At 64.2% G+C, this 25,385-nt stretch carries 25 protein-coding genes; 16 read left to right on the top strand and 9 right to left on the bottom strand.

What is annotated here, in order from left to right; all coding sequences use genetic code 11:
- Nucleotides 1-15: 15 nt before the first annotated feature.
- From A7X65_RS30625 to A7X65_RS30615, 3 genes are all read right to left on the bottom strand, one after another.
- Nucleotides 16-2,166, bottom strand: a complete 2,151-nt coding sequence (locus tag A7X65_RS30625; RefSeq protein WP_063692303.1) for an adenylate/guanylate cyclase domain-containing protein — start codon at nt 2,164-2,166, stop codon at nt 16-18.
- Nucleotides 2,167-2,185: 19 nt separating this feature from the next.
- Nucleotides 2,186-2,854, bottom strand: a complete 669-nt coding sequence (locus tag A7X65_RS30620) for a hypothetical protein (protein ID WP_063692301.1) — start codon at nt 2,852-2,854, stop codon at nt 2,186-2,188.
- 188 nt (nt 2,855-3,042) lie between these two features.
- A complete protein-coding gene (locus A7X65_RS30615; RefSeq protein WP_063692299.1) occupies nt 3,043-4,164 on the bottom strand; it encodes an HD domain-containing phosphohydrolase in 1,122 nt (373 codons plus the stop codon).
- 287 nt (nt 4,165-4,451) lie between these two features.
- On the opposite strand from A7X65_RS30615, the gene A7X65_RS30610 reads away from it, so the two are divergent.
- The 13 genes from A7X65_RS30610 (at nt 4,452) to A7X65_RS30550 (ending at nt 17,220) form a co-directional block, all read left to right on the top strand.
- Nucleotides 4,452-4,775: an STAS domain-containing protein gene (locus A7X65_RS30610; RefSeq protein WP_063692297.1), complete on the top strand. Its 324-nt coding sequence runs from the start codon at nt 4,452-4,454 to the stop codon at nt 4,773-4,775.
- Entirely contained in the window at nt 4,775-5,140 is a 366-nt protein-coding gene (locus tag A7X65_RS30605; RefSeq protein ID WP_008142319.1) for a response regulator, read from the top strand. Before A7X65_RS30610 ends, A7X65_RS30605 begins: the two co-directional genes overlap by 1 nt.
- Nucleotides 5,137-7,236, top strand: coding sequence for a chemotaxis protein CheA (locus tag A7X65_RS30600; RefSeq protein ID WP_063692295.1), 2,100 nt, complete (start codon nt 5,137-5,139; stop codon nt 7,234-7,236). The genes A7X65_RS30605 and A7X65_RS30600 overlap by 4 nt, the downstream gene beginning before the upstream one ends.
- A complete protein-coding gene (locus A7X65_RS30595; protein WP_167358305.1) occupies nt 7,236-7,697 on the top strand; it encodes a chemotaxis protein CheW in 462 nt (153 codons plus the stop codon). Before A7X65_RS30600 ends, A7X65_RS30595 begins: the two co-directional genes overlap by 1 nt.
- Before the next feature lie 37 nt (nt 7,698-7,734).
- Entirely contained in the window at nt 7,735-9,432 is a 1,698-nt protein-coding gene (locus tag A7X65_RS30590; RefSeq protein WP_063692290.1) for a methyl-accepting chemotaxis protein, read from the top strand.
- A gap of 64 nt (nt 9,433-9,496) precedes the next feature.
- Nucleotides 9,497-9,985 carry a chemotaxis protein CheW gene (locus tag A7X65_RS30585; RefSeq protein WP_063692289.1) on the top strand — a complete coding sequence of 163 codons (489 nt, stop codon included), beginning with the start codon at nt 9,497-9,499 and terminating at the stop codon, nt 9,983-9,985.
- Between the two features lie 54 nt (nt 9,986-10,039).
- Nucleotides 10,040-11,839 carry a methyl-accepting chemotaxis protein gene (locus tag A7X65_RS30580; RefSeq protein WP_063692287.1) on the top strand — a complete coding sequence of 600 codons (1,800 nt, stop codon included), beginning with the start codon at nt 10,040-10,042 and terminating at the stop codon, nt 11,837-11,839.
- Nucleotides 11,840-11,968: 129 nt separating this feature from the next.
- Nucleotides 11,969-12,823, top strand: a complete 855-nt coding sequence (locus A7X65_RS30575; RefSeq protein WP_063692285.1) for a CheR family methyltransferase — start codon at nt 11,969-11,971, stop codon at nt 12,821-12,823.
- Nucleotides 12,824-12,839: 16 nt separating this feature from the next.
- Complete coding sequence (locus A7X65_RS30570; protein WP_063692284.1) at nt 12,840-13,931, top strand: protein-glutamate methylesterase/protein-glutamine glutaminase; 1,092 nt, start codon at nt 12,840-12,842, stop codon at nt 13,929-13,931.
- Nucleotides 13,932-13,936: 5 nt separating this feature from the next.
- Nucleotides 13,937-15,664 carry a hypothetical protein gene (locus A7X65_RS30565; protein ID WP_063692283.1) on the top strand — a complete coding sequence of 576 codons (1,728 nt, stop codon included), beginning with the start codon at nt 13,937-13,939 and terminating at the stop codon, nt 15,662-15,664.
- Nucleotides 15,665-15,816: 152 nt separating this feature from the next.
- Nucleotides 15,817-16,263, top strand: a complete 447-nt coding sequence (locus tag A7X65_RS30560; RefSeq protein ID WP_063692282.1) for a hypothetical protein — start codon at nt 15,817-15,819, stop codon at nt 16,261-16,263.
- A gap of 124 nt (nt 16,264-16,387) precedes the next feature.
- On the top strand, nt 16,388-16,672 hold the full coding sequence (locus tag A7X65_RS30555; RefSeq protein WP_063692281.1) for a hypothetical protein: 285 nt from the start codon (nt 16,388-16,390) through the stop codon (nt 16,670-16,672).
- A gap of 119 nt (nt 16,673-16,791) precedes the next feature.
- The gene (locus A7X65_RS30550; protein WP_063692279.1) at nt 16,792-17,220 is read left to right on the top strand and encodes a CHRD domain-containing protein; all 429 of its coding nucleotides are present in this window, start codon (nt 16,792-16,794) and stop codon (nt 17,218-17,220) included.
- Nucleotides 17,221-17,271: 51 nt separating this feature from the next.
- On the opposite strand, the gene A7X65_RS30545 is transcribed toward A7X65_RS30550, so the two are convergent.
- A complete protein-coding gene (locus A7X65_RS30545) occupies nt 17,272-18,861 on the bottom strand; it encodes an EAL domain-containing protein (protein ID WP_063692278.1) in 1,590 nt (529 codons plus the stop codon).
- A gap of 728 nt (nt 18,862-19,589) precedes the next feature.
- Between A7X65_RS30545 and A7X65_RS30540 the strand changes: the two genes are divergently transcribed.
- Entirely contained in the window at nt 19,590-20,744 is a 1,155-nt protein-coding gene (locus A7X65_RS30540) for an acyltransferase family protein (protein ID WP_082885114.1), read from the top strand.
- On the opposite strand, the gene A7X65_RS30535 is transcribed toward A7X65_RS30540, so the two are convergent.
- On the bottom strand, nt 20,692-21,060 hold the full coding sequence (locus A7X65_RS30535) for a VanZ family protein (RefSeq protein WP_063692274.1): 369 nt from the start codon (nt 21,058-21,060) through the stop codon (nt 20,692-20,694). The genes A7X65_RS30540 and A7X65_RS30535 overlap by 53 nt on opposite strands.
- A gap of 219 nt (nt 21,061-21,279) precedes the next feature.
- Nucleotides 21,280-21,453 (bottom strand): hypothetical protein, encoded by a 174-nt coding sequence (locus tag A7X65_RS42850; RefSeq protein WP_167358304.1) that lies wholly within the window; start codon nt 21,451-21,453, stop codon nt 21,280-21,282.
- A gap of 692 nt (nt 21,454-22,145) precedes the next feature.
- Here A7X65_RS42850 and A7X65_RS42845 point away from each other — a divergent pair.
- Nucleotides 22,146-22,301, top strand: a complete 156-nt coding sequence (locus A7X65_RS42845) for a hypothetical protein (protein WP_167358303.1) — start codon at nt 22,146-22,148, stop codon at nt 22,299-22,301.
- Between the two features lie 438 nt (nt 22,302-22,739).
- Complete coding sequence (locus A7X65_RS30530; RefSeq protein WP_063692627.1) at nt 22,740-23,006, top strand: hypothetical protein; 267 nt, start codon at nt 22,740-22,742, stop codon at nt 23,004-23,006.
- An 85-nt stretch (nt 23,007-23,091) separates the two neighbouring features.
- Here A7X65_RS30530 and A7X65_RS30525 read toward each other — a convergent pair whose 3' ends face one another.
- From A7X65_RS30525 to rfbA, 3 genes are all read right to left on the bottom strand, one after another.
- The gene (locus A7X65_RS30525; protein ID WP_063692272.1) at nt 23,092-23,295 is read right to left on the bottom strand and encodes a hypothetical protein; all 204 of its coding nucleotides are present in this window, start codon (nt 23,293-23,295) and stop codon (nt 23,092-23,094) included.
- A gap of 86 nt (nt 23,296-23,381) precedes the next feature.
- Nucleotides 23,382-24,446, bottom strand: coding sequence for a dTDP-glucose 4,6-dehydratase (gene rfbB, locus A7X65_RS30520; RefSeq protein ID WP_063692270.1), 1,065 nt, complete (start codon nt 24,444-24,446; stop codon nt 23,382-23,384).
- 13 nt (nt 24,447-24,459) lie between these two features.
- Nucleotides 24,460-25,347, bottom strand: a complete 888-nt coding sequence (gene rfbA, locus A7X65_RS30515; RefSeq protein WP_063692268.1) for a glucose-1-phosphate thymidylyltransferase RfbA — start codon at nt 25,345-25,347, stop codon at nt 24,460-24,462.
- Nucleotides 25,348-25,385: the final 38 nt, after the last annotated feature.

Genomic DNA, 25,385 nt, shown 5'->3' with positions numbered 1-25,385 from the left:
CCCAGGCTGGCTACTCTACTTCCCTTCCAGCGTATTGACCGGCGTCCAATCCGGCGGTGGCGCATTTGCGCTGAGGGCCTTGGCGCGCTTCGCAAACAGCGCCGATGCCGGATCGCTCTCCGCCATTCGCCCGAACGCATCAGCCGCCTTCGCAAATTCTTTCGCGCGCCAGCAGGCCAGCCCTTCCGCATACGCCGCGGCGACCTTCACCTGCTCGCCGCTCTCCGCGCCTCTCTCCGCCAGCGGCTCGAACACCTTGATTGCCTCGCCGCGGCCCATCACCCTGATCGCGTCGAGCTCGCGCCAGGCGAACATGTCTCGGGTCTGTGCGACCGTCGCTTCCGACGCCATGATCGCGGTGCCGTAATATTTGTTGGCGCCTTCGAGCCGCGAGGCGACGTTCACGGTGTCGCTCATCACGGTGTAGTTGAAGCGGCGACGCGAGCCGATATTGCCGACCACGGCTTCGCCGCTGTTGAGGCCGATGCGGTGCGAAAGGCCGCGGCCGGCGAAGGCGGGATGGCTGGCATTGAGCTCCGCCAGCTTCGCGTGGCATTTCAGCGCGGCGCGGACGGCGTTGCCAGCATGGGCTGGGTCGTCGGCAGGCGCGCCGAACATGGCGACGATGGAATCGCCGATATATTTGTCGACATAGCCGCCATGGCTTTCGATGATGTCGGTCATGGCGGAGAGATATTCGTTCATCAGCGTGACCAGCTCGCCCGGTGTCATCGTCTCCGCGATCGAGGAGAAGCCGCTGAGGTCGGAGAAAAACATGGTGACGTTGCGCATCTCGCCGCCAAGCGCCGGCATCTTGCCGGAGGCGACCATCGTCTCGATCACCTCGGGCGCGAGATAATAGGCAAAGCTCTTGCGCAGGAAACGCTCGTCGCGGTCGGCCAGCACGAAGCGGTAGCCGATCATCATCGCGAGGGCAGCGAGGCTTGCGAGCGCGGGCTCGGCGAGCGGCAGCGCCAGCGCATGCACGAACGCGCCGACGGCGATCGCCGTGTAAACGGCGGTGAGGCCGACCCAGGCGATCAGCGCGCCGGCAGGTGCGAGCATGCAGGCCGCGCAGGCGATGATCGCTGCCAGCGCAATCGTGAGAATACTCCGCAAGGGAAAGCCGAGCTCGGTCACGGCGTCGTGCTCGATCAGGTTTCTCACCACGGCTGCGTGCACGAACACGCCTGCGATGTCGCTCCGCGCCTTCTGCGCCGCGCCGGCCGGGGCGGGCAGGGCGCATCGTGGTGCCGGCGAGCCGTCATGTCCGCCGGACAGCCGCATCGAGGTGAGCTTGCGATCCTCGAAATTGAGGATGGTGCCGAGCAAGACGACCTTGCCGTCGAAAGCGCGGCGGAAGAAATCGCGGTCGCCCTTCTCGGTGCAGGCGCGCAGGTCGGCGAATGAATAGGCCAGGACGTCGCGGCCAAGGCCGCGAAAATTCAGCGTGAGGGTGTTGGGCACCGCGCTCGGAACGGCATAGCCAGACAATTCCATCCCACCGGATGGCCCGATCTCGGGTTTGGTGCCGAGCGCCCGCGCGGCGAGCTCGACCGCCATTGCCGGAACGGGCTTGCCGTCAATGGAGAAGCTCAGCGGCATCCGGCGGATCACGTCGTCGGCATCGGTATGGACGTTGAGGGCGCGGATGTTGTTCTTCACCGCCAGCTGCTGCGCGCGATAGGGCCTGTCCGGATGATCGTTGCTCAGGATCTCGCCGAGCACGAGCTTGCCGCCGTCGGAGAGTTGCCGCAGCGCGATGAGGTAGTCGCGGTCAAAGCCTCTCATGCGCGTGCCGAGCGGTGCCTCGCCAAAGGGGATCTCGGACTGCTCGATCGAGCTTGGAAAGATGACGTCGAAGCCGATCACCTTGGCGCCGCCCTCGCTGACGCTGCCGAGCACCCGGCCGATCTCGCGCGTCCAGGTTTGTGTCGGCGAGCCCTTGAACGGCGGGGTGTCGTAGGTCTCGCCGTCGATCGCCACCACGACGACCGGCGATGAAGCGGGATCGCGGCGGTCGCTCACGATCTTGCCGCGCAGCGCGGTGAGGATGTCGAGGGAGAGACCCTGCAGGCTCTGGAGCGGCGGCGACGTGGAGACCGCGCCCGCAAGGAGCGCGATCAGGATAGCCGCAACGATGTCCCGCCCGCCGATCCGCCGCATCGCCCCGTCGCTGGATAGCCTATTCGAGCCGCAGCAGGCGGCCGACGATCGGCGTCGGCGACGACGTGGCGCCCGCATCGATCTGGAAGGCGTAGCGCTTGGCGCCGAGGATGGCGAGGTAGCTGCCGCCCGGGGTCAGCGACTTTCCAGCCTTGGCGAAGTCATAGAACTTGCCGCCGATCATGGTTTCGGTCTTCAGCGGCACGGTGATCGTGGGCTCCTTGCCGTCGGTGCGCTCGATCACCAGCGTGCTGCCGCTCTTGGCTTGCACCAGCGGGGCGGTGCCGTACAGCGTCGGCAGCTTGGCCGGCGCGCCCTTGGCGTCCGATCGCATCGTGCGGAAGGTCGTCGCGGCACTCTGGTTGGCCTCGCGCTCCGACAGCTTGGCCGCATTGGTGTCGCAGGGCACTTTCTCGCGCTTGATCTCGCCGAGCTGCACGGTGCTCTGCTCGGCGCCGACCAGCACGACGCCTTCGCTGATGGTCTCGCGCTGGCAGGATTTCAGGTAGCTGAGCGTGATGCTCGCCTTGGGCCCGAGCTTGATGATCTTGCCCGGCGCCACATAGTCCATGAACGCGATGCCGTCGACCTTGCCTTGCACATCCTCGACGATCGCAGCCGGGGTCTCCGCAAAAGCGGGGGTCGCAACACAGAGCGCGCCGACAGCGGCGCCGATCAGGCTTTTCATGGGAATTCTCATCCAATTCGACCGATGTTTGGCCGGTCCCTGTCCTGGTTCGATGCTTAGCAGCAGGGCGCCCAGGCAAGTGTGACCAGAATCACTCTTTATTCTTGGTGCCACTCTAGCAGGAACAGGTTCAACCCGGCGACCGGAGAAAACAGAGCTGCGCCAAGCTGTTGGCGGGATGGCTAATGTCAGGCGGGGACGTCTTCGGCCGGGCGGCTTTCTGCCGCACACTCTATATAAGGTGTGTGCGGGACCTCCGCCTTCAGGAACGGCGTCGCCTGCTGCCCGGCGGCGATCCCCACGACCTCGTCCCAGCGCGACAGAAAGGCTTCGACGCAGGCCGGGTCGAACTGGCGTCCCTTGTTCTCGACCAGGTAGTTGCGCGCGACCTCGAGCGGCATCGGCTCCTTGTAGGGCCGACGGGTCGTTAGCGCGTCGAAGACGTCGGCGACCGCGACCACGCGTGCGGCAACCGGGATCTCATCCGTCCTGAGGCCGTTCGGATAGCCCGCCCCGTCCCAGCGCTCGTGATGGCCGGCGGCAATTTGCGCGCCGAGCTGGATCAGCTCGCAGCTGGAGTCTGCCAGGATGCGCTCGCCGATCGTGGCATGGGTGCGGATCACCGCCATCTCGTCATCGGTCAGCTTGCCGGGCTTGAGCAGGATGTTGTCGGGAATGGCGACCTTGCCGACGTCGTGCAGGGGAGCGGCGAGATAGATGTCGCGGCAGAGCCGGGCCGGCAGGCCGAGCTGCTCGGCGATGATGCGGCTGTAGCGGGCGACCCGGAGCGTGTGCTCGCCGGTGTCGTTGTCGCGGTACTCGACCGCGAGCGCGAGCCGCAGGATGATCTCCTCCTCGCGCTCGCCGAGCTTTCGTGTCGCGGCTGCGACCTCGCTCGCAAGATGCGCGGCGCGGTCGTTGAGCTTGCGCACGGCTGCACCAAGCTGAATCAAATTCCGCAGGCGCACCGTCATCTCGACGCTCTGTGGCGCCTTGGGCAGGAAATCGGTTGCACCAGCCTGCAGCGCTTCCATCTTCACGTCGTCCGTCTGCCGCGACGTGATCATCGCGATCGGGATGTCGACGCAGCCGGGAAGGGTTCTGAGCGTGCGGATGAAGCTGATGCCGTCCATGTGCGGCATCTCGTAGTCGACCAGCACGAGATCGAAGACGCGCTCGCGCGCGCAAGCCAGCGCCTCCACGGGATCGAGAAAGGTGGTGGCTTCGACCAGGCCTTCGGCCTCGATATGACGTTTCAGGAAGTTGAGGACTGAACGGCTGTCATCAACCAGAAGCGCTTGGGTCAGCATCGGCGGCCGGGCTCGTTCGGATGGCGAGGCATGACCTCAACAACTAGCCTTTGCGATTTAACGCGAAGCAAACGTTTCACCGCCGGCAAGCTGCCTCATGACTGCGCGCAACGCATGAGATTTGAGCGCGCCATGCACGTCTGCATGCATACGCGAAGTTCTTCGATTTGTGACCCGTAGTTGTACGGGGGACTCCATTAGGGGTTTGCACACTCTCCATACCGAATAGTCGTCGCGTGGGATTCGCGCCATGCGTGCAGCGAATCCCTGGAATTTCTGGGGGACGAATGTCGTCTGATGTCACTGAGCCGAAGTGGTCCCTACGGCTGCCTGCAGATTGCAGCATCGCTGCGATCCGCAGTGTCTATGACCTGATCCGCGAAGCTTTCGGCCGGCAGGACCGGCTCGAGATCGATTGCTCCAGCGTCGACAAGGCCGACGTCACCTCGATCCAGCTTCTGCTGTCGACCGCCAAGACGGGCGAGGCCCAGGGCCGCCCGGTGGTGCTCACTTCATTTTCCCAATCTTTGCGCAACACCCTTCGCCGCGCCGGCTTCGCCAGCGATGCGATGATCGATCAGCATTTCCCGCAAAAGAAAGATGGCACCTAATGGCCACGATTCTCACGGTCGACGATTCCCCCAGCATCCGGCAGATGATCAAGGTCGTGCTCGAGCCGGCCGGTCACAACGTGATCGAGGCCGGCGACGGCGCGCAAGGCCTCGCCAAGGCGCAGGCCGGCAAGCTCGATCTCGTCATCACCGACCTTAATATGCCCGTCATGAACGGCCTGGAGCTGATCCGGGCCCTGCGCAAGCTGCCGAGCGCGGTCGGCATGCCCATCGTGTTCCTCACCACCGAATCCAACGACACGGTGAAGCAGGAAGCCAAGAGCGCCGGCGCCACCGGCTGGATCACCAAGCCGTTCAAGCCCGAGCAGTTGCTCGCCGTCGTCGGCAAGCTGGTGCGCGCATGAACGCGATGGACCCGACCGAGGTCTTTCGCCAGGAAGCCAACGAGCTGTTCGAGGTCCTGGAAGGGGCCCTGCTCGACCTCGGCCAGCGTCCCGACGACCGCGAGCTGGTCGATTCCGCGTTCCGCGCCCTGCATACGATCAAGGGCTCGGGCGCGATGTTCGGCTTCGACAAGGTCGCCTCCTTCACCCATGAATTCGAGACCGCCTTCGACCGCGTCCGCAAGGGCGAGATCAAGCCGACCCAGGAGCTGATCTCGGTCGCGCTCGCCGCCAAGGATTATATCCGCGCGCTGATCGAGGATCCGCAATCGACCGACGACATCATCGGCGAGGCCATTCTCGACGATCTCAGGCGCTTCGTGTCGTCGGACCAGCCCGCAGCTCCCCTCGAGGCGATCGCGGAGGTGCCGCCGCCGGCGCCGGCCGACAGCAAGCAGGCCGGCTGGCATCTCTATCTCGAATTCGAATCCCACATCCTGCGCAACGGCTCGAACCCGCTCGACCTGCTTGAGGATCTCTGCAAGCTCGGCCCCTGCTTCGTCGTGCCCGTCACCGACGGCATCCCGTTCCTCGACGAGATGGAGCCGGAAGACTGCTATCTGAAGTGGGACGTCAAGCTGCACGCGGCCTGCGGCAAGGACGCGATCGACGACGTCTTCATGTTCGTCTCGGACGAGATGAAGTTGACGCTCTCGCCGCTGGAGCAGGTCGAAGCGCCTGCGCCGATGCCGCTGTTCCAGCTCCTCGACGAGGAGCCGGCGCCGGAGACCGAGATTCCTGCACCGGTGCTGGAGGCTGTTGCCGCGCCAGTCGCCGCGCAGCCCGTCGCGAAGGCAGAGTCGAAATCCGAGTCGAAGCCGGAGCCCAAGCACGAAGCCAAGCCCGAGCCGAAGCCCGAGGCCAAGCGCGACGAGCGCGGCATCGCCACCGTTCGCGTGCAGGCCGAGCGCCTCGACGAACTGATGGACCGGGTCGGCGAGCTCGTCATTGCCCAGGCGCGGCTGAGCCAGCTCGCCGCCTCGGGCTCCGATCTTTCGATCAAGATCATTGCCGAGGAGATCGAGCGTCTCGCGTCCTCCCTGCGCGACACCACGATGGGCGCCCGCATGGTGCCGATCGGCTCGCTGTTCGGCCGCTTCCGCCGCCTGGTGCATGATCTGTCGCGCGACCTGTCGAAGCCGGTCGAATTCGTCACCTCGGGCGAGGACACCGAGCTCGACAAGACCATGATCGAGTGCCTGGCGGATCCGCTGGTGCACCTGATCCGCAACGCCATCGACCACGGCATCGAGGATACCGCAACCCGTGCTGCCAACGGCAAGACCGAGCAGGGCCGGATCGAGCTCGCTGCCGTTCATTCGGGCGCCCAGGTGCTCGTCACCGTGAAGGACAATGGCGGCGGCCTCAACACCGCGCGCATCCGCGCCAAGGCGGAAGAGCAGGGCCTGATTGCCGCCGGCGCGGTGCTGAGCGATCACGAGATCCACCAGTTCCTGTTCCACCCGGGCTTCTCGACTGCGCAGACCATCTCGGCGCTGTCGGGCCGCGGCGTCGGCATGGACGTGGTCAAGCGCACCATCGAGAACATGCGCGGCTCGATCGACCTGACGACCAGGCCGGGCCAGGGCACCACGGTGACGCTGCGCCTGCCGCTGACCCTCGCGATCATCGAAGGCCTGCTGATCCGCGTCGGCGAAGGCCGCTACATCATTCCGCTGTCGGCAGTGGAGGAATGCGTCGAGCTGACGGCCGAGGACGAGCGCTCGCGCGGCCGCAACTTCCTCAACGTGCGCGGCAACCTCGTTCCGTTCCTGCGCCTGCGCCAGCTCCTGACGGCGTCGGGTTCGCCGGACAAGCACCAGAAGACGATCATCATCTCGACCGGCGAGACCCGCGTCGGTCTCGTCGCCGACCAGATCATCGGCAACCACCAGACCGTGATCAAGTCGCTCTCCAAGCTGCATTCCGACGTCACGATCTTCTCCGGCGCAACTATTCTCGGTGACGGCACGGCGGCGCTGATCCTCGACGTCGCCCAGCTCGTCACGCTGGCGCAGTCGAAGGTCGAGAAGCAGCACATCAGCGAGGCGGCGTGATGAACGAAGGGTTGGCCGGCGAGCAACAGACCGGCGCGATGCAGGTCGTGATGATCGGGCTCGGCGAGGAGAAGTTCGCGCTCGATGCGGGCCTCGTGCGCGAGATCATCGATCCCGTCCCCGTCACCAAGGTGGCGGGCGCGCGGGCCTTCGTTCCCAGCGTGATCAACGTGCGCGGCAACGTCATTCCGCTCGCGGACCTGCGCATCCGTTTCGGCATGCCGCAGCTCGACAACTCGGAAGACACGCGCATCGTCGTCATCGAGCTCCAACTCGACGGCGAGCCCGTTCTGGTCGGCGTCACCGCGGACAAGGTCTACGAGGTCACGGAGATATCGCAGACCGACGTACAGCAGACGCCGCGCGTCGGCATGCACTGGAAGCCGGAGTTCATTCGCTTCATCGCCAAATGGCGTGAGGAATTCGTCATCGTTCCCAACATGGAACGCATCCTGAATTGAAATGAGGTCTCGGGCGAGACTGGGGTAGGGGCTGGAAATGAGATTTACGGTCAAGGCAAAACTTGCCAGCGCGTTCGGCGTGGTCCTGCTGCTCTCGATGGCGGCGGGCGGTCTCGCTTATGTGAAGCTGAGCGAGATGATCGACACCGCCGACAGCCTGGTGTCGCGTGCGGGCCGGATGGACCGTGCGGCGGAAATCGAGAAGGGCATCCTGATCCAGGTTCGCGCCGAGAAGAATCTCATCATGGCTCCCGAGGGCGACGCGGATCGTTTCCTCGCCGAGATCGCCAAGCAGCGCGAAACGCTTCTCAAGCTGAAGGAAGAGATCCACGCGGCGGCTTCGTCCGAAGGCAAGAAGCTGATCGAGAACTTCGGCGCCGCCTATACGCGGATGAATGCGGTTCAGGATGAAGCGCTGAAGACCGCCCGGACCGACAAGGCGAAAGCCGCCGAGCGCTCGATGACCGAGGTTCGCAAGGCCGTCGGCGAGGCCATGGAAGCCGCCGGCGCGTACGTCGCCAACGTCAAGAAGAACATGGCCGACCAGGCCGCCCAGGCGCACGAGGACGGCAATCGCTCCCACATGTTGCTGGTGTCGGCCGTCGTGGCATCGCTCGCGATCGGCCTGATCGCCGCGATCTGGATTTCGATCAGCATCGCCCGTGGTCTCGGCCGCGCGGTCGGTCTCGCCGGTGCAGTGGCAAGCGGCGATCTCAGCCAGACGATCGACGTCTCGAGCAATGACGAGATCGGCGATCTCGTCAAATCGCTGAACATGATGGTGGACAAGCTTCGGCAGGTCGTCGAGGAGGCGCTCACCGCGGCCAGCAACGTCTCCGCCGGCAGCCAGGAGCTGTCCGCGAGTGCCGAGCAGCTGTCGCAGGGCGCGACCGAGCAGGCTTCGTCCGCCGAGGAAGCCTCCTCCTCGATGGAGGAGATGGCCTCGAACGTGAAGCAGAACGCCGACAACGCCAACCAGACCGAGAAGATCGCAGCGCGATCGGCCCAGGATGCCGAAGCGAGCGGCGTCGCCGTGGGCCGCGCCGTCCAGGCCATGCAGACCATCGCCGAGAAGATCACCATCGTGCAGGAGATCGCACGCCAGACCGACCTGCTGGCGCTCAACGCGGCGGTCGAGGCCGCGCGCGCCGGCGAGCACGGCAAGGGCTTTGCCGTGGTTGCCTCCGAGGTGCGCAAGCTCGCCGAGCGCAGCCAGGCGGCGGCGGCCGACATCGGCACGCTGTCGACCGAGACCGTGAAGGTCGCGCAGGAAGCCGGCGACATGCTCTCCAAGCTGGTCCCCGACATCAAGAAGACGGCCGAGCTGGTCCAGGAGATCACCGCCGCCTGCCGCGAGCAGGACGTCGGCTCGGCGCAGATCAACCAGGCGATCCAGCAGCTCGACAAGGTCGGCCAGCAGAACGCCAGCGCCTCCGAACAGGTGTCCTCGACCTCGGAGGAGCTCGCCTCGCAGGCCGAGCAGTTGCAGTCGACCATCTCGTTCTTCCGCATCGAACATACCGGCCGGCAAGAGCGCGCCGCGCCTGCGCCGATCGATCGTGCCGTCACCCAGCTGCGCGCCAAGGCCGCGCACATGGCGGCGGCGGATCGCGGCGCGAAAAAGCCCATGCCCGTCCGCAAGCCGGCACGCGCGATGAAGGTTGCCGGCGGCGGCGGTTTCGCCTTCGACATGCATGACGGCGAAGACGACCGCGACGCCGAGTTTCAACGCTGATCAAACGGTCCGGCTCGCGCCGGACCGTCCTCGTTTCCTAACCCCGAGACCTCTGGACTGCATCATGGCCGCAACCTCGCAATATCTGACGCTCGGGCTCGCCGGCGAGACGTTCGGCATCAGCATCCGCAACGTCCGCGAAATCCTCGACATGCGGCCGATCTCGCGGCTGCCGCATGCACCGAACTTCCTGCTCGGCATGATCGACGTGCGCGGAGCCGGCTATCCGATCGTCGATCTCCGGACCAAGCTCGGCCTACCCAGCGTGGCGGCGACCGAGGCGACGCGCATCATCATCCTCGACGTGCCGATGAAGGACCGCCTGGTCGGCGTCGGCTTCGTCGCCGATTGCGTGTTCGAGGTCACCGACATCGACGAGCAGGCGATCGAGCCCATCCCCGAGGTCGGCGGCAAATGGCAGTCCGACTATGCCGCCGGCATCGGCCGCAAGGGCGAGAAATTCGTCGTGATCTTCGATCTCGCCAAGCTGATGGCGAATGACGAGATCCCTGAGGGACGTAATACGGCCGCGGATTCATCCCGCGCTGCCTGAGTTTGCCTGTGCGTGATCAAGCGTAGCACCCCAATTCGAACCAACGAGACTGACATGAGATTCACCGTCAAAGCCAAGCTTGCCAGCGCATTCGGCGTCGTCATCCTGCTGTCCATGATCGCCGGCGCGGTCGGCTATTTGAAGCTGGCCGACATGGTCGCCACCACCGAGCTGCTGGTCAGCCGCGCGGGCCGGATGGAAAAGGCCGCCGAGCTGAAAGAGGGCATCCTGTTCCTCGTCCGCTCGGAGAAGAATTCGATCCTGGCGTCGTCCGACGCCGAGTGGGAGCAGTTCCGGGCCGATCTGATCAAGAACCGCGAAGCGGTCGCCAAGTCCAAGGACGAGATCTACGCCGCGGCCAGCGAAAGCGGCAAGAAGCTGATGGACAGCTTCAACGCCGCGTTCGCCAGGCTGAACGCCTATCAGGACGAGACCGTCAGGCTTGCGAAGGCCGACAAGCCTCAGGCGCTGGATCGCTCCATGCACGACGGCCGCAAGGTCGTTGCGGACGCGATCGAGGCGGCCGACGGCTACATCAAGAACGTCAAGAAGAACATGGCCGAGCAGGCCGAGCAGGCCAAGCAGGACGGCGCCCGCGCCGAACTCATCCTGATGAGCCTGGTCATCGCCTCGCTCCTGATCGCCGCGATCGCGGCAACCTGGATCGCGCTCAACATCAGCCGGGCGCTGGCGCAGGCCGTCGGCCTTGCCGATGCGGTGGCGATCGGCGATCTCAGTCACAAGATCGGGTCCTCCAGCAACGACGAGATCGGCGATCTCATCAAGTCGCTGAATGGGATGACGGTGAACCTCAATGCGACGGCGGCGCTCGCCAATCAAATCGCGCAGGGCGATCTCACGGTCGAGGCCAAGCCGCTGTCGGACAAGGACACGCTTGGCCTGGCGCTCGAGCGCATGGTGGAGAAGCTTCGCCAGATCGTGTCGGAAGCCCTGACCGCGGCGCAGAACGTCTCCGCTGGCAGCCAGGAGCTGTCCGCTAGTGCCGAGCAGCTCTCGCAGGGCGCGACCGAGCAGGCTTCGTCCGCCGAGGAAGCTTCCTCCTCGATGGAGGAGATGGCATCGAACGTGAAGCAGAACGCCGACAACGCCAACCAGACCGAGAAGATCGCCGCGCAGTCGGCCAAGGACGCCGAGGCCAGCGGCGCCGCGGTCGGCCGCGCCGTCAACGCGATGCAGACCATCGCCGAGAAGATCACCATCGTGCAGGAGATCGCACGCCAGACCGACCTGCTCGCGCTCAACGCGGCGGTCGAGGCCGCGCGGGCCGGCGAGCATGGCAAGGGCTTTGCGGTGGTCGCCTCCGAGGTACGCAAGCTCGCGGAGCGGAGCCAGGCGGCCGCGGCCGAAATCGGCACGCTCTCGGCCGACACCGTGAAGGTGGCGCAGGAGGCGGGCAGCATGCTCTCCAAGCTCGTCCCCGACATCAAGCGGACCGCCGAGCTCGTCGAGGAGATCACGGCGGCCTGCCGCGAGCAGGACGTCGGTTCGGCGCAGATCAACCAGGCAATCCAGCAGCTCGACAAGGTCGGCCAGCAGAACGCCAGCGCCTCCGAGCAGGTGTCCTCGACCTCGGAAGAGCTCGCCTCGCAGGCCGAGCAGCTGCAGTCGACCATCGCCTATTTCCGTATCGAGCAGGGCAAGAGCCAGGCCGCGCCGATCGACCGCGCTGTGACCCAGTTGCGCGCGAAGGCGGCGACCATGGCGGCGGCCGAGCGCCCGGCCAAGAAGCCGATGGCAAAGCCTGCGCGCGCCGTGAAGGCTGCCGGTGGCGGCGGCTTCGCCTTCGACATGAACGACGGCGAGGACGACCGCGACGCCGACTTCCAGCGCTGAGCCTCTTAAGAGACCGGCCCCCCTTTGGGGGCCGGTCTGCCTTCAGTCATTGCGTAAACGTGTAGGATTGCAGATGGCCCGTATGGCCCGACATTCAGTGCAGCCGGCCATGGACCGGGGCGCGCAGCCATGATGCCCGCCATGCAGGATACGGCCGTGCATCTGTCGGACCGCCACTTCCGGACCATCGCCGAACTGATCGAGGGCCAGGTCGGCATCAAGCTGCCGCAGGGCAAGCGGCTGATGCTGGAGGGGCGGTTGCACAAGCGCGTGCGCGCGTTGAATTTCTCCGACCTCAACGAATATGTCGACAACCTGTTCGAGGCCGACCATTTCGACACCGAGCTCACCCATCTGATCGATGTGGTGACGACCAACAAGACCGACTTCTTCCGCGAACCCCAGCACTTCACCTTCATGCGGGAGGTCGCCGTCCCCGCCTTGCTCAAATCGCATGGCCGCCGGAGCGCGAACCTGAAGGTCTGGAGCTCGGCGAGCTCCACCGGCATGGAAGCCTATACCACCGCGATGGTGCTGGACGACATGACGCGGAGCGGCTCGCGGTTTCAATACCGTATTCTCGGGACCGACATCTCGACCGCGGTGCTGCGCCTCGCCAAGACCGCGATCTACACCCGCGACGTGCTGTCGCCGGTGCCCGAGAACTTCGTGAAGCGATATTTCCTGTCGTCGCGGGACAAGTTGCGCGGCGAGGTGCGGGTGGTGCCGGAGCTGCGGCGCATGACGCATTTCATGCGGATGAACCTCATGGATGCGTCCTATCCCGTCGATCGCGACGTCGACATCATCTTCTGCCGCAACGTCCTGATCTATTTCGAGCGGGAGACGCAGCGCAAGGTGATCGAGCAATTGTGCAACCATTTGCGGCCGGGCGGCTATCTGCTGGTCGGACATTCGGAATCGATGATTCACAGTGCAGTGCCGGGCTTGAAGCAAGTTCAGCCAACCATTTTCCAGGTCTAGCCGGAGCGCAACCACAATGCCGAGGGAGAAAGTTCGCGTGCTGATCGTGGACGATTCGGCGTCGGTGCGCCAAATCCTTCAGACGATCCTCTGCGAAGATCCCGATATCGAGGTGATGGCGACGGCCTCCGATCCCTTCGTCGCGGCCAAGCGCCTCGAGAAGGAACTGCCCGACGTCATCATCCTCGATCTCGAAATGCCGCGCATGGACGGCATGACCTTCCTGCGCAAGATCATGGCGCAGCGTCCGATTCCGGTGATCATCTGCTCCTCGCTGACCGAGGAGGGCTCCCACGTGATGTTCGAGGCGTTCGAGGCGGGCGCGGTCGACATCGTGCCGAAGCCGAAGATCGACACGCGCCAGGCCCTGTTCGAATGCTCCACGCGACTGCGCGAGGCGGTCAAATCGGCGGCGCGTGCGCGGGTCCGCCCGCGCGCGGAACGTCGCGTGATCGAGAGGAAGCTGACGGCCGACGCCATCATCCCGCCGCCGGTGCAGGGCAAGGTCCGGCCGACCACGGAACGCATCGTCTGCATCGGCGCCTCGACAGGCGGCACCGAAGCGTTGAACGACGTCCTGGAAATGCTGCCGGCGCATTGTCCGCCCATCGTCATCGTCCAGCACATGCCGGCGGGTTTCACCGCGGCGTTTGCCAGGCGCCTCGACAGTGTCTGCCAGATCCGGGTCAAGGAGGCCGAGGACGGCGAGCCAGTGCTGCCGGGCTGCGCCTATATCGCGCCGGGCGCCCGTCACATGCTGCTGCAGCGCATCGGCCTGCGCTATCAGATCGCGATCAAGGACGGCCCGCCAGTGTCGCGGCATCGCCCGTCCGTCGACGTGCTGTTCCGCTCGGCGGCGCAGCATGCCGGCGCCAATGCGCTCGGCGTCATCATGACCGGCATGGGCGATGACGGCGCGCGCGGCATGCTGGAGATGCGCAAGCTCGGTGCCTCGACACGGGCGCAGGACGAAGAGAGCTGCGTGGTGTTCGGCATGCCCAAGGAAGCCATCGCCCATGGCGGCGTCGAGAAGGTCGTGTCGCTGCACAATATTCCGCGCGAGATCATGCTCTGGTACCAGGCCGGGCATACCGTGATGGCAGGTTGAGCGCGATGTCCGCCCTTCCACCCAACACGCTCACCGAGGCGATCGCGGCGATCGAGGACGTCTCCTCGCGCATCGAGGACGTTTTCGCGCGGGTCGGTCAAGAGCTTGGCCGCGGCCACATCATCTTTGGGGAATTGAACCAGGGCCTCGCGACGCTCTCCGGGGAGCTTTCGGGCGCCGAGATCGAGGGCGCCGCGACCGCATTGCAGGAGATCGCCGCGCGGCTCGGTGAGCTGGCGCAGGCGCTGCCGGCCGAGAGCGCCTTGCTCGCGACGATCGGCACGAGCACGGCCGAGGCTTCCTCGCTGCTCAAGCCGCTGTTCAAGCATATCCAGATGATCACCATCATCGCGCGCAGTGCGCGGATCGAGGCGGCCTCGCTCGACGGCGATCGCGAGGGCTTTCTCGCCTTCACCCAGGAAGCCTACGATCTCGGCAAGGCCGTGCAGCGCTCGCTCGAGGAGTGCGGGAGAGATCAGCAGCGCCTGTCGGACGCCGTCGCCACGGCCTCCAGCCGGCAGAAGGAATTCGAGAGCCGTTACCGCAATCAGCTGGTCTCGGAGAGCGCCGAGCTCGGCGCGGCCTATAGCGGGCTGCGCGAGCAGCGCAGCAAGAGCAGCCATCTCGCCGACCTCGCAAGCACCAGCACCAAAAAGATCGCCGAGGCGGTCGGCAGCGCGATCATCTCGCTTCAGGCCGGCGACAGCACGCGCCAGCGTCTCGAGCATGTCTGTCATGGCCTCGCCCTTGCGTCGGGATCGGCCCCGAGCCTCGTGCCCGAGCCGGTCGCCAGCGATGACGGCGCGCGTGCCATTTGTCAGTTGCAGGCGGCCCTGCTCAGGGACGCCCAGCGCGAGTTCGGCGGCGACATCAGTCAGATCGTCCGGTCACTGACGGCGATCCTGAATGACGCAGGCAGCGTTGTCGGCCATGGCCGCACGCTGTTCGGCGGTGAGGAGGGCGGCTCGTCGTCGTTCCTGGCGCGCATCAAGCAGACGCTGGCACATGCCTCGACGTTGATCTCGACCTGCGAGGGTGCGGGCCGTTCCGTGGACGAGGCGCTTGCGATCGTCGAGGACACGTTGACGAAGTTTCGCCAGGCGATCGCGGGGCTTGCCGAGGCCACCGTCGACATCACGCTGATCGGCATGAATGCCGGCCTCAAGGCGAGCCATCTCGGCAGCCGCGGCAGCGCCTTCGTTGTGATCGCCAACGAGCTCAAGGCGACCGCCGACCAGGTCTCGGCGGGCGCCGGCCGGCTGCGGCCGGTGCTCGACGGCATCGAGCGCTCGGCAAAGGAGCTGAAGGAGCTGCGCGTGCAGGGCGATCCCACGCAGCTCGCGGAGCTTGAGCCGCAGATCCTCCAGGCGCTGCGCGAGGTCGAGGCCGGCAACGAACGGCTCGGCAAGCTGATGAGCCGGCTCGTCGACGAAGGCGCCGAATTCGAAGGCCTGATGAATTCGGCAGAAGGCCTGATGACCAGGCTCGGCGAAGGCTCCGCAACCCTGCCCGCGGTTGCCGCGCGCCTCGAAACTGCGAGCGCGGGCGCACAGCGGCCGCAGCCGCAAGCGCAGGACGAGGCCATGCTCGATGCGCTGTTTGCGCGTTACACGATGGAGCGTGAGCGGGACGTCCATCGTGAATTCCTGCAGACACTCGGGCTCGCATCGATCGCCACCACGCGGCGCGTCGAGGCGGTCGAGGCCGCGGATGACGGCATCGAACTGTTTTGACGCCGCGCCGGCGTCGCCTCGCGCGCCGGCGGCAATTCGACAGATTGGGTTTTCAGGGCGTTAACCTTGCCGTGAGCGTCGGCGCTTTGGTCATTGTCGCGCCCCAGAGTTGGTTGCAAATACCTCGTCAATTTCGCGGCGAGAAATTCCGTATGTTGAGAGACGGCAAATATGCTGCCTGGTTCAGGACCCCGCGTGGTCAGGGCACCGGCCAGGTGGACCTCACCGACGGTCGGATTTCGGGCAGCGACAGCTTCTTCACCTATGGCGGCTCGTATCGCGTCGATGAGAAGCACTTCTCGGCGGTCTTGACCGTGAACCGCCACTCCGATGGCCCGGCGAACGTGTTCGGGCCGGACGAGGTCGAGGTTGCTCTCTCCGGCGTGTGCAACGGTCTGGTGGCGACCTGCTCGGGAACGGCCCGGGAAGCACCGGACGTGAAGTTCGAGGCGACGCTGATCTACAGCCAGGAAGATGCGCCGGCCTCCGACGCCCGCGGCGCGGTCGTGAGGCTCAATGCCGACAAATTGCCGAAGGGCCTCGACAGCCGTAGCCGGCCGCGCCCTTCCTTCACGCCGACCAAGACTCCCCTGTCCTGAGGCGCCGGCGCCTTAGCTTTGCATTGACGCTGTTGCCGCGAAAACATCGTGAGACTGCACTGCAGCAACCCTGCTTTCAGAGCTGGCCTCTAGGTTGAGGCCATAACAAAAGGCGGACAGGGACATGCCTCAGATCTGGATGACATATGACGAACTCGCGACACTCAACGGCTGCACCGCTGCGGAAGCACGGCAGCAGGCGCTGCAGCTGTCGCTCGACCGCCGCAAGAGCCGCGACGGGAACACCCGCGTCAAGCTGACCCCCGCATTGATGGGCCGGTTCTTCGAGACCATTCGAGACACCGATTCCGCGCTGGATGATGCGGTCGCGGCGCTTCGCGAAACCCATCGGCAGATGTCGGGCATTCTCGCGGCCGAACAGGAGAGCCTCAGGCGCGGGGTGGCGTAAGTCCGCCGTTTGGCCAACAGCCGTATCTTTTCGAATCAGGCATAATCGCCCAGCCGGAATTTGACGTGATCCCCGGTGTTCTACACCGGATCCGGGACGTCACGGCTGGGAGGAATGCCATGAAGAAGGCCCTGTACCTTGCGGGCGCGATTGTCTTTGCGCTCCCGCTTGGCCTCGCGACAGCCGCCACCGCCGAAGTGATCAAATTGCAGGCGGAGCTTAGGGGCAGCAATGAAGTGCCGCCCAACGCCAGCGCCGGTTCTGGCAAGGCGGAGGCGGCGTTCGATACCGCGACGAAGGTTCTGACGTACACAGTCACCTATTCCGGCCTCAGCGGCCCTGCGCTGGGCGCGCATTTCCATGGGCCGAGCGAGCCCGGCAAGAATGCCGGCATCGCACTCCCGTTCAAGTCGGCGCAAAGCCCGATCCAGGGCACGGCGACTCTCACCGAGACGCAGGCGACGGATCTTCTGGAAGGCAAATGGTACGCGAACATCCATACGGGAGCCAATCCCGGCGGGGAGCTGCGCGGCCAGATGACGAAGTAGGCGGGCGATCCGACCCGCGGCAGGCTGGCCGAAGTCGGGCCGGCGATGCGCTCAGGCCACCAGAACAGCGTCGTCGACCGGAGCTGTGGCTACCGTCGCGGCACGCGAGGCCAGCAGCGCGTTGAACCTGGCGAAGGGCAGGGGCGCTGCGACGAGATAACCCTGGCCTTCCTCGACACCGCAGGAGATCAGGGCGCGAACCTGCTCCTCGGTCTCGATTCCCTCGGCGACCACCGTCATCTGGAAATCCCTGGCGAGCGCCACCAGCATCTCCACGATCGTCGTGGTCGACGCGTCCACCGTGATGGTGTCGACGAAGAACTTGTCGATCTTGATGGTGTTGGCGCCCAGCTCCTTCAGCCGTGAAAGCCCGCTGTGGCCGACGCCGACGTCGTCGATGGCGACGCGGAAACCGTAATCGCGCAGCTCGCGCACCACGGCCGCGGCGCGCCCGAGATCGTCGAGCTCGTCGCGCTCGGTCACCTCGACCATGACCTGCCGTGCCGAGACCTTTGCCGCGGTGACGACGCTGCGCAGGGTCTCGACAAAGCCGGCACTCAGGAGGTGCTTTGGCACGACGTTGAACGACAGCTTGAATTCCTTGTCGGACCTGAGATGCGGATGGAGGTCGGCCAGCGCGCGGCCGAGAATCTGCCAGGTCATGGCCTCGATGCGTCCGCTGGACTCCGCCAGCGGAATGAAGTTCATCGGCGGAACGATCGAGCCGTCCTCGCGCAGCCAGCGTGCGAGAATCTCGCAGCCCTTGATCCGGCCGGTTCCGAGATCGAAGATCGGTTGGAAAAACGGCATGAACTCGCCGCGCGCCAGGCCGCGATCGAGATCGGCGACGGGTCCCTCCATGCGGCGGCTGCGCGACAGCAGGATGCCGAACAGAAGGCCCAGCGCAAGGGCGACGGCCATCGCGGGCCAGTAGGCCTCGTTGTTCCAGGTCGAGAGCGCCGTCCTGTCGATGCGGATGACCGTGCGCAGAGGATAACGCGTCGAGCTCTTGGCGAACTCGACTGGATGGGGCATGGGCTTGCCGGCGTCGAGGATGAATTCGCCGAGCTGTGCGCCGTTGTTGAGCGCCAGCACCACCTCGCTATGTGCCCGCAGCTCGGCCGGCATGATGTCGAACAGGCTGGCATTGACGCCGAGGATGGCGACCAGCGCCTTGTTCCTGCCGATGTCCCTGAGCACGCCGAGCGCGTCGCCCCCGAACTGCTCGACACGGAACAGCATCAGCCTGGAATCGCGAGAGGCGAGCATGTCGTCGCGCTCGACCCAGCCCTTGTCGAACTCGAGCGTCTCGGAATAGGCCGAGCAGATCACCGAGCCGTCCGAATTGACGAGGCGGACGTCCTTCACCGCGGAACGCTGATACACGTGGAGGCGGATGGCCTGGAGCGAGGCCGGATCGCAGGTGGCGAGCCCGCGGCCCGCGAGTTCGTCGAGGCTCGCTGCGGCGAAGTCGACTGCGAATTCGGACCGGCGCAGCACGACCTCAGTCAGCTCGTCGAGATGGTGCGCCTGCTGGTCCTGGATGAAGCGCGTCGTGGCGATGTGACCGGCAAGGGCGAATGCGGCCATGCTCGCAAACACGAGCGCCGCCATCGCGAATTTCGGCCGTGCCGACGTCATCCCGGCCTTACCGGTTAAGAAAGGATGACCCGAAGCCTAACTGGGGAGGCGCTAAGATAAGGTTTAGACCAGAATGCTCCGGTTGCGTGGACCAGGGTTTACAGCCGGTCGGGGGCCGGTTCCCACGGTCCCTCCCGCGCTCGCGCATCGGCGCGGCCCTAGACGTGGCGATGCAGTCGGGATTTCACATGGATGACACCGAGTCGGCTCGCGCCGGTATCGCGTAGCTGCCACCTCTCGGGTCTCGTGACCCATAGCCGAACGATCACGAACAGAATGTTGATTCCGAACCAGACTGAGATCGCGATCAGGAAAGAGCTTGTCATGACTCTGCTTCCCGCATTCCTGTCGCAGACAATGCTGGGCGTGGGCGCGGGTTCCGCGCTTTGCGGAAAGGGCAGGCGATCGTCCTGCACATATTCTGGTCATCGATGAAACGAGGCCGCCGGATCAAACGGTCGATGCATTCCCATTCCGCGAAGAATCAGCAATCGAAGCGGAAGGCACTCGTCGCCGCCAGTCCGGCGAGGACGGCGCGGCTTCTTGCGAAGAGCAAGCGCATTGATGCGACTCGCTCGAAAGCCCGTGCCGGTCTCGTCTTTGCTTGACTTGCCGCTTCGTTATCCAGCGCGCGCTATTCCATGGCCAAGGTTTAGTCTTGGCTGACGTTCAATTTCCACTATATTGCGAACAGTTTTTTACGTGTTTCCGAATAGCGCGTGTGAGCGATGATACCTCGGGGAAGCCGGCACTATCCGATTCTAGATCTCTATCGCGCCATCGCATCTTTCGCCGTAGTGCTCTACCATATTGCCGGATCGCTCGAGATCGCCGGCATGGCGAGCCACGCCTATGTTGCCGTTGACTTCTTCTTCCTTCTGAGCGGCTTCGTCATCGATCGTGCCTACGGCGCGCGGCTGGAAGATCCGTCGTACAGGCTTGAATTCCTGTTGGTGCGTTTCGTCCGCCTTTGGCCGATGATCGTCCTGGGCACCCTTGTCGGCGCATTTGTTGCGACGGGCAGCCTCCTGAGGGGGCATGCGCTGGACCTGAGCAACATGGCCCTGGTGCTGGCGTTCGGTCTGCTCCTTTTGCCCTTTGGCCGAATGCCCCTGACGGCTTCCATCTTTCCATTCGATGGGCCGCTCTGGTCGCTCTTCTATGAAGTGGTGGCAAATGCCGCATACGGCTTCGCGTTCCGGTGGCTGCGCCTACCGGTACTCTCAATCCTCGTGGTTCTCTGCGGGGGCGGTCTGGTGGTGATATCGCTCCAACAGGGCGATCTCGAACTGGGGGCGAGAACCGGAGAAATCTCCGCTGGTTTCCTCCGTGTCGGCTTCTCGTTCTTCGCCGGCGTCCTCATGTCGCGGATCGGAACGGCGCCGACCGTCAGCGGGAGGACGGCCATCATCTCGGTCGCGGTCTTGATCGCGGTGCTGTTCGTACCCCTGCCCCTGCACCCGATCTATGATATTGCATGTGTTCTTGTCGTATTCCCGCTTTTGATATGGAGGAGCGCCGCGACGACCGTGCCGCCGGGCTGGAGACAGGCCTGCAGCTTCGTCGGCGAGCTTTCCTATCCGCTGTACGCGGTGCACTACCCAATCACGCGCGTCTTCTTCTATTTTCAGGACAAGCTCGCCCTCGGCAAGACTGCGCTCGCCTTTTCGATCGTGCTGGAGGTGATCACCTGCCTCGGCGCGGCTTATGCCGCGACGAAATTCGTCGATCAGCCGGCGCGTGATTGGCTCGGCTCCTGGATCGAGCGCGTGCGTTCGCCGCGTACGGTTCCCGTGACCGGCAGCACCTGGGTCGCGCAGGTGCTTCCTGCTACGACGGCGGCGGCCTCGGCAGGAAAGCCAGAATTGTCTGGGCGAGAATAACGCCGACGGCGCCGCCGGCGGCCTTTTGGAGCACATCGATGAAGCGGGGATCGCGGTCGGGCGTCAGCGCCTGGAAGACCTCGAGCGCGACCGCGACGGTAATCACGAAAGCGCAGGCCAGCCTGATGCGGCCCGGCAACAGGAAGGCTAGCAGAAAGCCCAGCAGCCCGTAGGCGCTGAACCGTTCGATCACCACGACCCAATAGGCTTCAGCGTGTCCGATGAGCGCCGGTCTGCCAGCGAGCTTGACGAGCGTGGCGTAGACGATCAGCACAAGGCAGATGACTGCAGCTGCAATGAGATGATTCTGGCGCATCGCAGCATCATAGTCGCCCGGCCCGGGCAATGCTTCCGAAAGCCGTGAATATCGTTAAGGATCGGAAGAAAGGTTCGCGTGCTTGAACCGCTGTTCAAAATGGCATCATGGCTTTTGGGCTTGTCGAAGGCTGCGCAGCGACGGCGCTCGTAGACCCGAAACCTGCATCGAGGCAACCGTGCCGTTGCGCCGGCATGGGCAGGATCGTCCTCGGCGCCCTCAGCCCTTCTTCGTCGCCTTCGATTTCAGTGACAGGCCGAGCCGCAGAGCCATGCGCTTGATTGCGTCGGGCGATCGCCCGAGCTGTCTCGCCGCCTCTTCCAGCGAAGCCGACGACTTTGCCAACTCCATGAGCCGGCGGTCTTCCTTGAACGACCAGGGCTTGCGCGCCATAACCGAAATATTCCTCTCACTGCAATAAAGACAAAGCCGCCAAGCGGACCATGTGCGCTCGACGGCCTTGCTTGGGTGGGGCCGGGCCTTGGGGGAAGCCCGGTGCGTAAATGGATAAGCGATGGGAGAGACTTCGCAACAAGCAACGAGAATTAAGCTAACTGCTCAACCTTACCGGCATGAATCGACGCGTGTCGCTCCGTATAACCACGGGCATTTCCGACGGCAGAGGCCGATCCGCGCAGCCTCGATCTCGATCAAGGTTCATCTGCCGCCACGTCCAGCCTCGAAGTTCGATCTCGAACGTCCATTGGACGACGGGTACGCCGGCGCCAGCTGGATCCGCTCGGGATTCCGCGGCGCATCTTCGATACGCACCTCACGTCTGCGAGCGATGGCGGCAAGGACGGTTTGCTCCTCGCCGCCATGACCGTCGGCTCCGCGCAAAATTCGGATTAGCTGCCGCGCGCGCCACGCGACAAACCGGTAGCCGTCGACGCGAGCGAATCACGATCGAGCCCACGACCGTCATAATCACAACAATGCAGCTTGTGATGGAGCAGTTGCAAAGTGAGCACACTACACCGGTCTCGACGAGCAGCATTGCGTTGAACTCAGCGTGTCGTCACGAGATCGTCCAATTCACCCGGCTATGATCGCGCAAACAACAACGGACCTTCCAGAAAACCAAGATGCTTCAGAAAGCGCGAGCGGCGTTCCCTCTCACCAGGCTGAGAGAACGGGCATTTGAAGGCGTGTTTTTCGGCGTCGCGCTGATCGCGATGGCAGGGTGGGTCTATTTCATCACGCTGTTGCTGGTGAGATTCTTTCTCTGGTTCTTCGGCTAACGCAGTCGAAGCGATCACTTCGCATGCATTGTGATGCCGAAAAAACATCCCGGCATGGCGACAAAATCAGCGACGCCCATCATGATGTCGACACAACTCGAAGCTGAGAATGCTGCGTCACGAAGACAGCGCGCTGGGCAAGTGGAAGAAGTCAGAATGATTGTAGCTGCGATCCTGCTCTCGATTCTCGCCGGCTTTGGCGGAGGCTATGCGACGCGCGCCTGGCGATCGCGCCGGCGCAGGGTGCGTCATCCGCTCTATCAGCCTTATGATCCGGCCTTGTCCCCGCAGAGTGCGTCGCCGGCGCGAGGATGGCGAGCATTCTGAGGAAATACAACCATTGACGCGATCGATGGTGTGGCTGGTTGTCATTCCGCGTCCGAACATGCGGAATCGTCAGCCTCCGCCACCGCCGTCTCGGCATGATTGGAGGCTGCGATGACCAGGCCTACGAACAACGCGCACCGGCGATATTTCGTCGATGGCACGGGCCGGCGCGTTCTGATCGGTCTGACCTCGGAGGAAACATTCGAATTCGAGCGGCTTGACAGCAAGTTGGTTCTCGATCCGGAGGACGGCCAGGACGAGCTCCGCGGCCGTGACATCTGGCACGCTGCCGGTGAGCAGCGCTGGCTGGAGCTCTACGAGAAGCATGAGGGCGCCTGGAAGACATGGAAGGTGCAACACGCACCGACCAATCCATAGTCCGATCACGGAGCCGCGTGCGGCGCTTGATCCCTTCGCGCATTCGAACGAGCAAATGGCCTTGCAGGCCTGTCAAGCCGAGCAGTCAGCAGTCATCCTGGTTGGGTGGCGCTGGAAAAAGCTTCGCAACGCCATCCACGCCCACCCGGCGTTCCTCGGCAACGAGGACGCGCCGCGCGATGACGCGCCGAAATCTCCATTCAGGTCCGTCAAATTGATCAGCGGCCCAGATCTGCGGCTTCGGACGTCCGTCGAGGCCGCGGATCCACACGAAATAGTATTCGTCCATTCCTGCGCCGCCTTCGGATCATGGGCGGAGAACCCGCCCATGTCCTGCATGTCCGCTCGGCCCTTCGCAAAGGGACGTCGATGCGGTCAGCCGAGGCCGATGCGCTTCTGCTGATAGCCGCGACCGAGAATGTTCTCCCACCAGATCCGATTGTCGACGAACCATTTGACCGTCTTGGCGAGGCCGCTCTCGAAATTCTCGTCCGCGCGCCATCCGAGCTGGTTCTCGAGCTTGGAGGCATCGATCGCGTAACGGCGATCGTGGCCCGGGCGATCGGGGACGAAAGCAATCAGCTCCCGCCGAGAACCGGACCCGGACGGCGAGATTTCGTCGAGCAGATCGCAGATGCCTTCCACGACGTGGAGGTTGCTGCGCTCATTTCGGCCGCCGACATTGTAGGTTTCGCCGACCACGCCCCGCTCTAGCACCAGCGCAAGCGCCTTGGCATGATCCTCGACGTAGAGCCAGTCTCGAATGTTCTGCCCGTCGCCATAAACCGGCAACGCTTCCTCGGCGAGCCCCTTGATGATCATGTGGGGAATGAGCTTCTCGGGGAAGTGATAGGGCCCGTAATTGTTCGAGCAGTTCGTGATCATCGTCGGCAGTTCGTAGGTCTCGCGCCAGGCGCGGACCAGATGATCGGACGAGGCCTTGCTCGCCGAGTAGGGCGAGTTCGGTGCATAAGCGGTTGTTTCCGTGAAGTAACCGTCCTTGCCGAGCGAGCCGAACACCTCGTCGGTCGAGATGTGAAGGAAGCGGAATCGCGAACGGCGATCCGGGGACAGGCCTTTCCAGTACCGCAGGGCTTCCTGCAGCAGCGTGAACGTACCCACGATGTTGGTCTGGATGAATTCGCCGGGACCGTCGATCGAGCGATCGACGTGGCTTTCGGCCGCCAGATTCATCACCGCGACGGGCTGGTACCGTTCGAACAGCTTCCGCAGCGATTGTCCTTCGCAGATACACTGCTTCTCGAACGCATAGCGCGGATTGCCGGCGGCATTCGGGATCGACTCGAGATTCGCCGCGTAAGTGAGCTTGTCGATGTTGACGACGCGCGCATTCGTATCGCGGAGAAGATGCCGGACGACTGCCGAGCCGATGAAACCTGCACCGCCGGTGACGAAGATCGTGGAGCCTTCAAAACGCATGTGTCGCCTTGCCTCAGTTCAGACCGTGAGCGGCGAAGGAGCGCGCCACCGATTGCAGATATTGGCCGTAGCTGCTCTTGGCGGTCTTCTCGGCAACCTTCGTGAAGGCGTCCAGGGAAATGTAGCCGCGCCGAAGTGCGATTTCTTCCGGGCAAGCGATGCGCAGTCCCTGTCGCTGTTCCAGGATCTGCACGAAGTGACTGGCTTCGACCAGGGAGGCATGCGTTCCGGTGTCGAGCCAGGCAAATCCGCGCCCGAGCACCTCGACGAACAGGTCGCCGCTGTCGAGATATGCGTTGTTCACGTCGGTGATCTCGATCTCTCCGCGCGCGGAAGGCTTGATCTTCGCGGCGATGTCGACCACGCGATTGTCGTAGAAATAGAGACCGGTCACGGCAACATTCGACTTCGGCTGCACGGGCTTCTCTTCGATCGAGCGCGCGCGTCCGTCGGGGCCGAATTCGACCACGCCATATTGCTCGGGTGTGTTGACGACGTAGCCGAAGATCGTGGCGCCGCTCGGGCGTGCCGCAGCCTTGGCGAGCAGTTCCGGAAGTCCGTGTCCGTAGAAGATATTGTCTCCGAGGACAAGTGCGACCGAATCTTGTCCTACGAACTCGCGTCCGACAATGAAGGCGTCAGCGAGGCCGCGCGGAGTTTCCTGCGACGCATACGAAAATTTGAGGCCGATATCCGTTCCGTCGCCAAGCAGACGCTGAAACAGCGGCTTGTCCTGCGGCGTGGAGATGATGAGGATGTCGCGGATTCCAGCAAGCATCAGAGCTGACAGCGGATAATAGATCATCGGCTTGTCAAAAACCGGAAGCAGTTGTTTCGACACCACAGTCGTGACGGGATAAAGGCGCGAACCTGTTCCGCCAGCGAGTATTATTCCCTTCATCGGTCCTCTCTGGTTTGCGAGCGCGAAAATATCAGATA

The sequence above is a fragment of the Bradyrhizobium stylosanthis genome (assembly GCF_001641335.1).
Classification (GTDB): Bacteria; Pseudomonadota; Alphaproteobacteria; order Rhizobiales; family Xanthobacteraceae; genus Bradyrhizobium; species Bradyrhizobium stylosanthis.
Note: the sequence above shows the minus strand (reverse complement) of the source record. Positions and strands in the feature narration are given on the sequence as shown.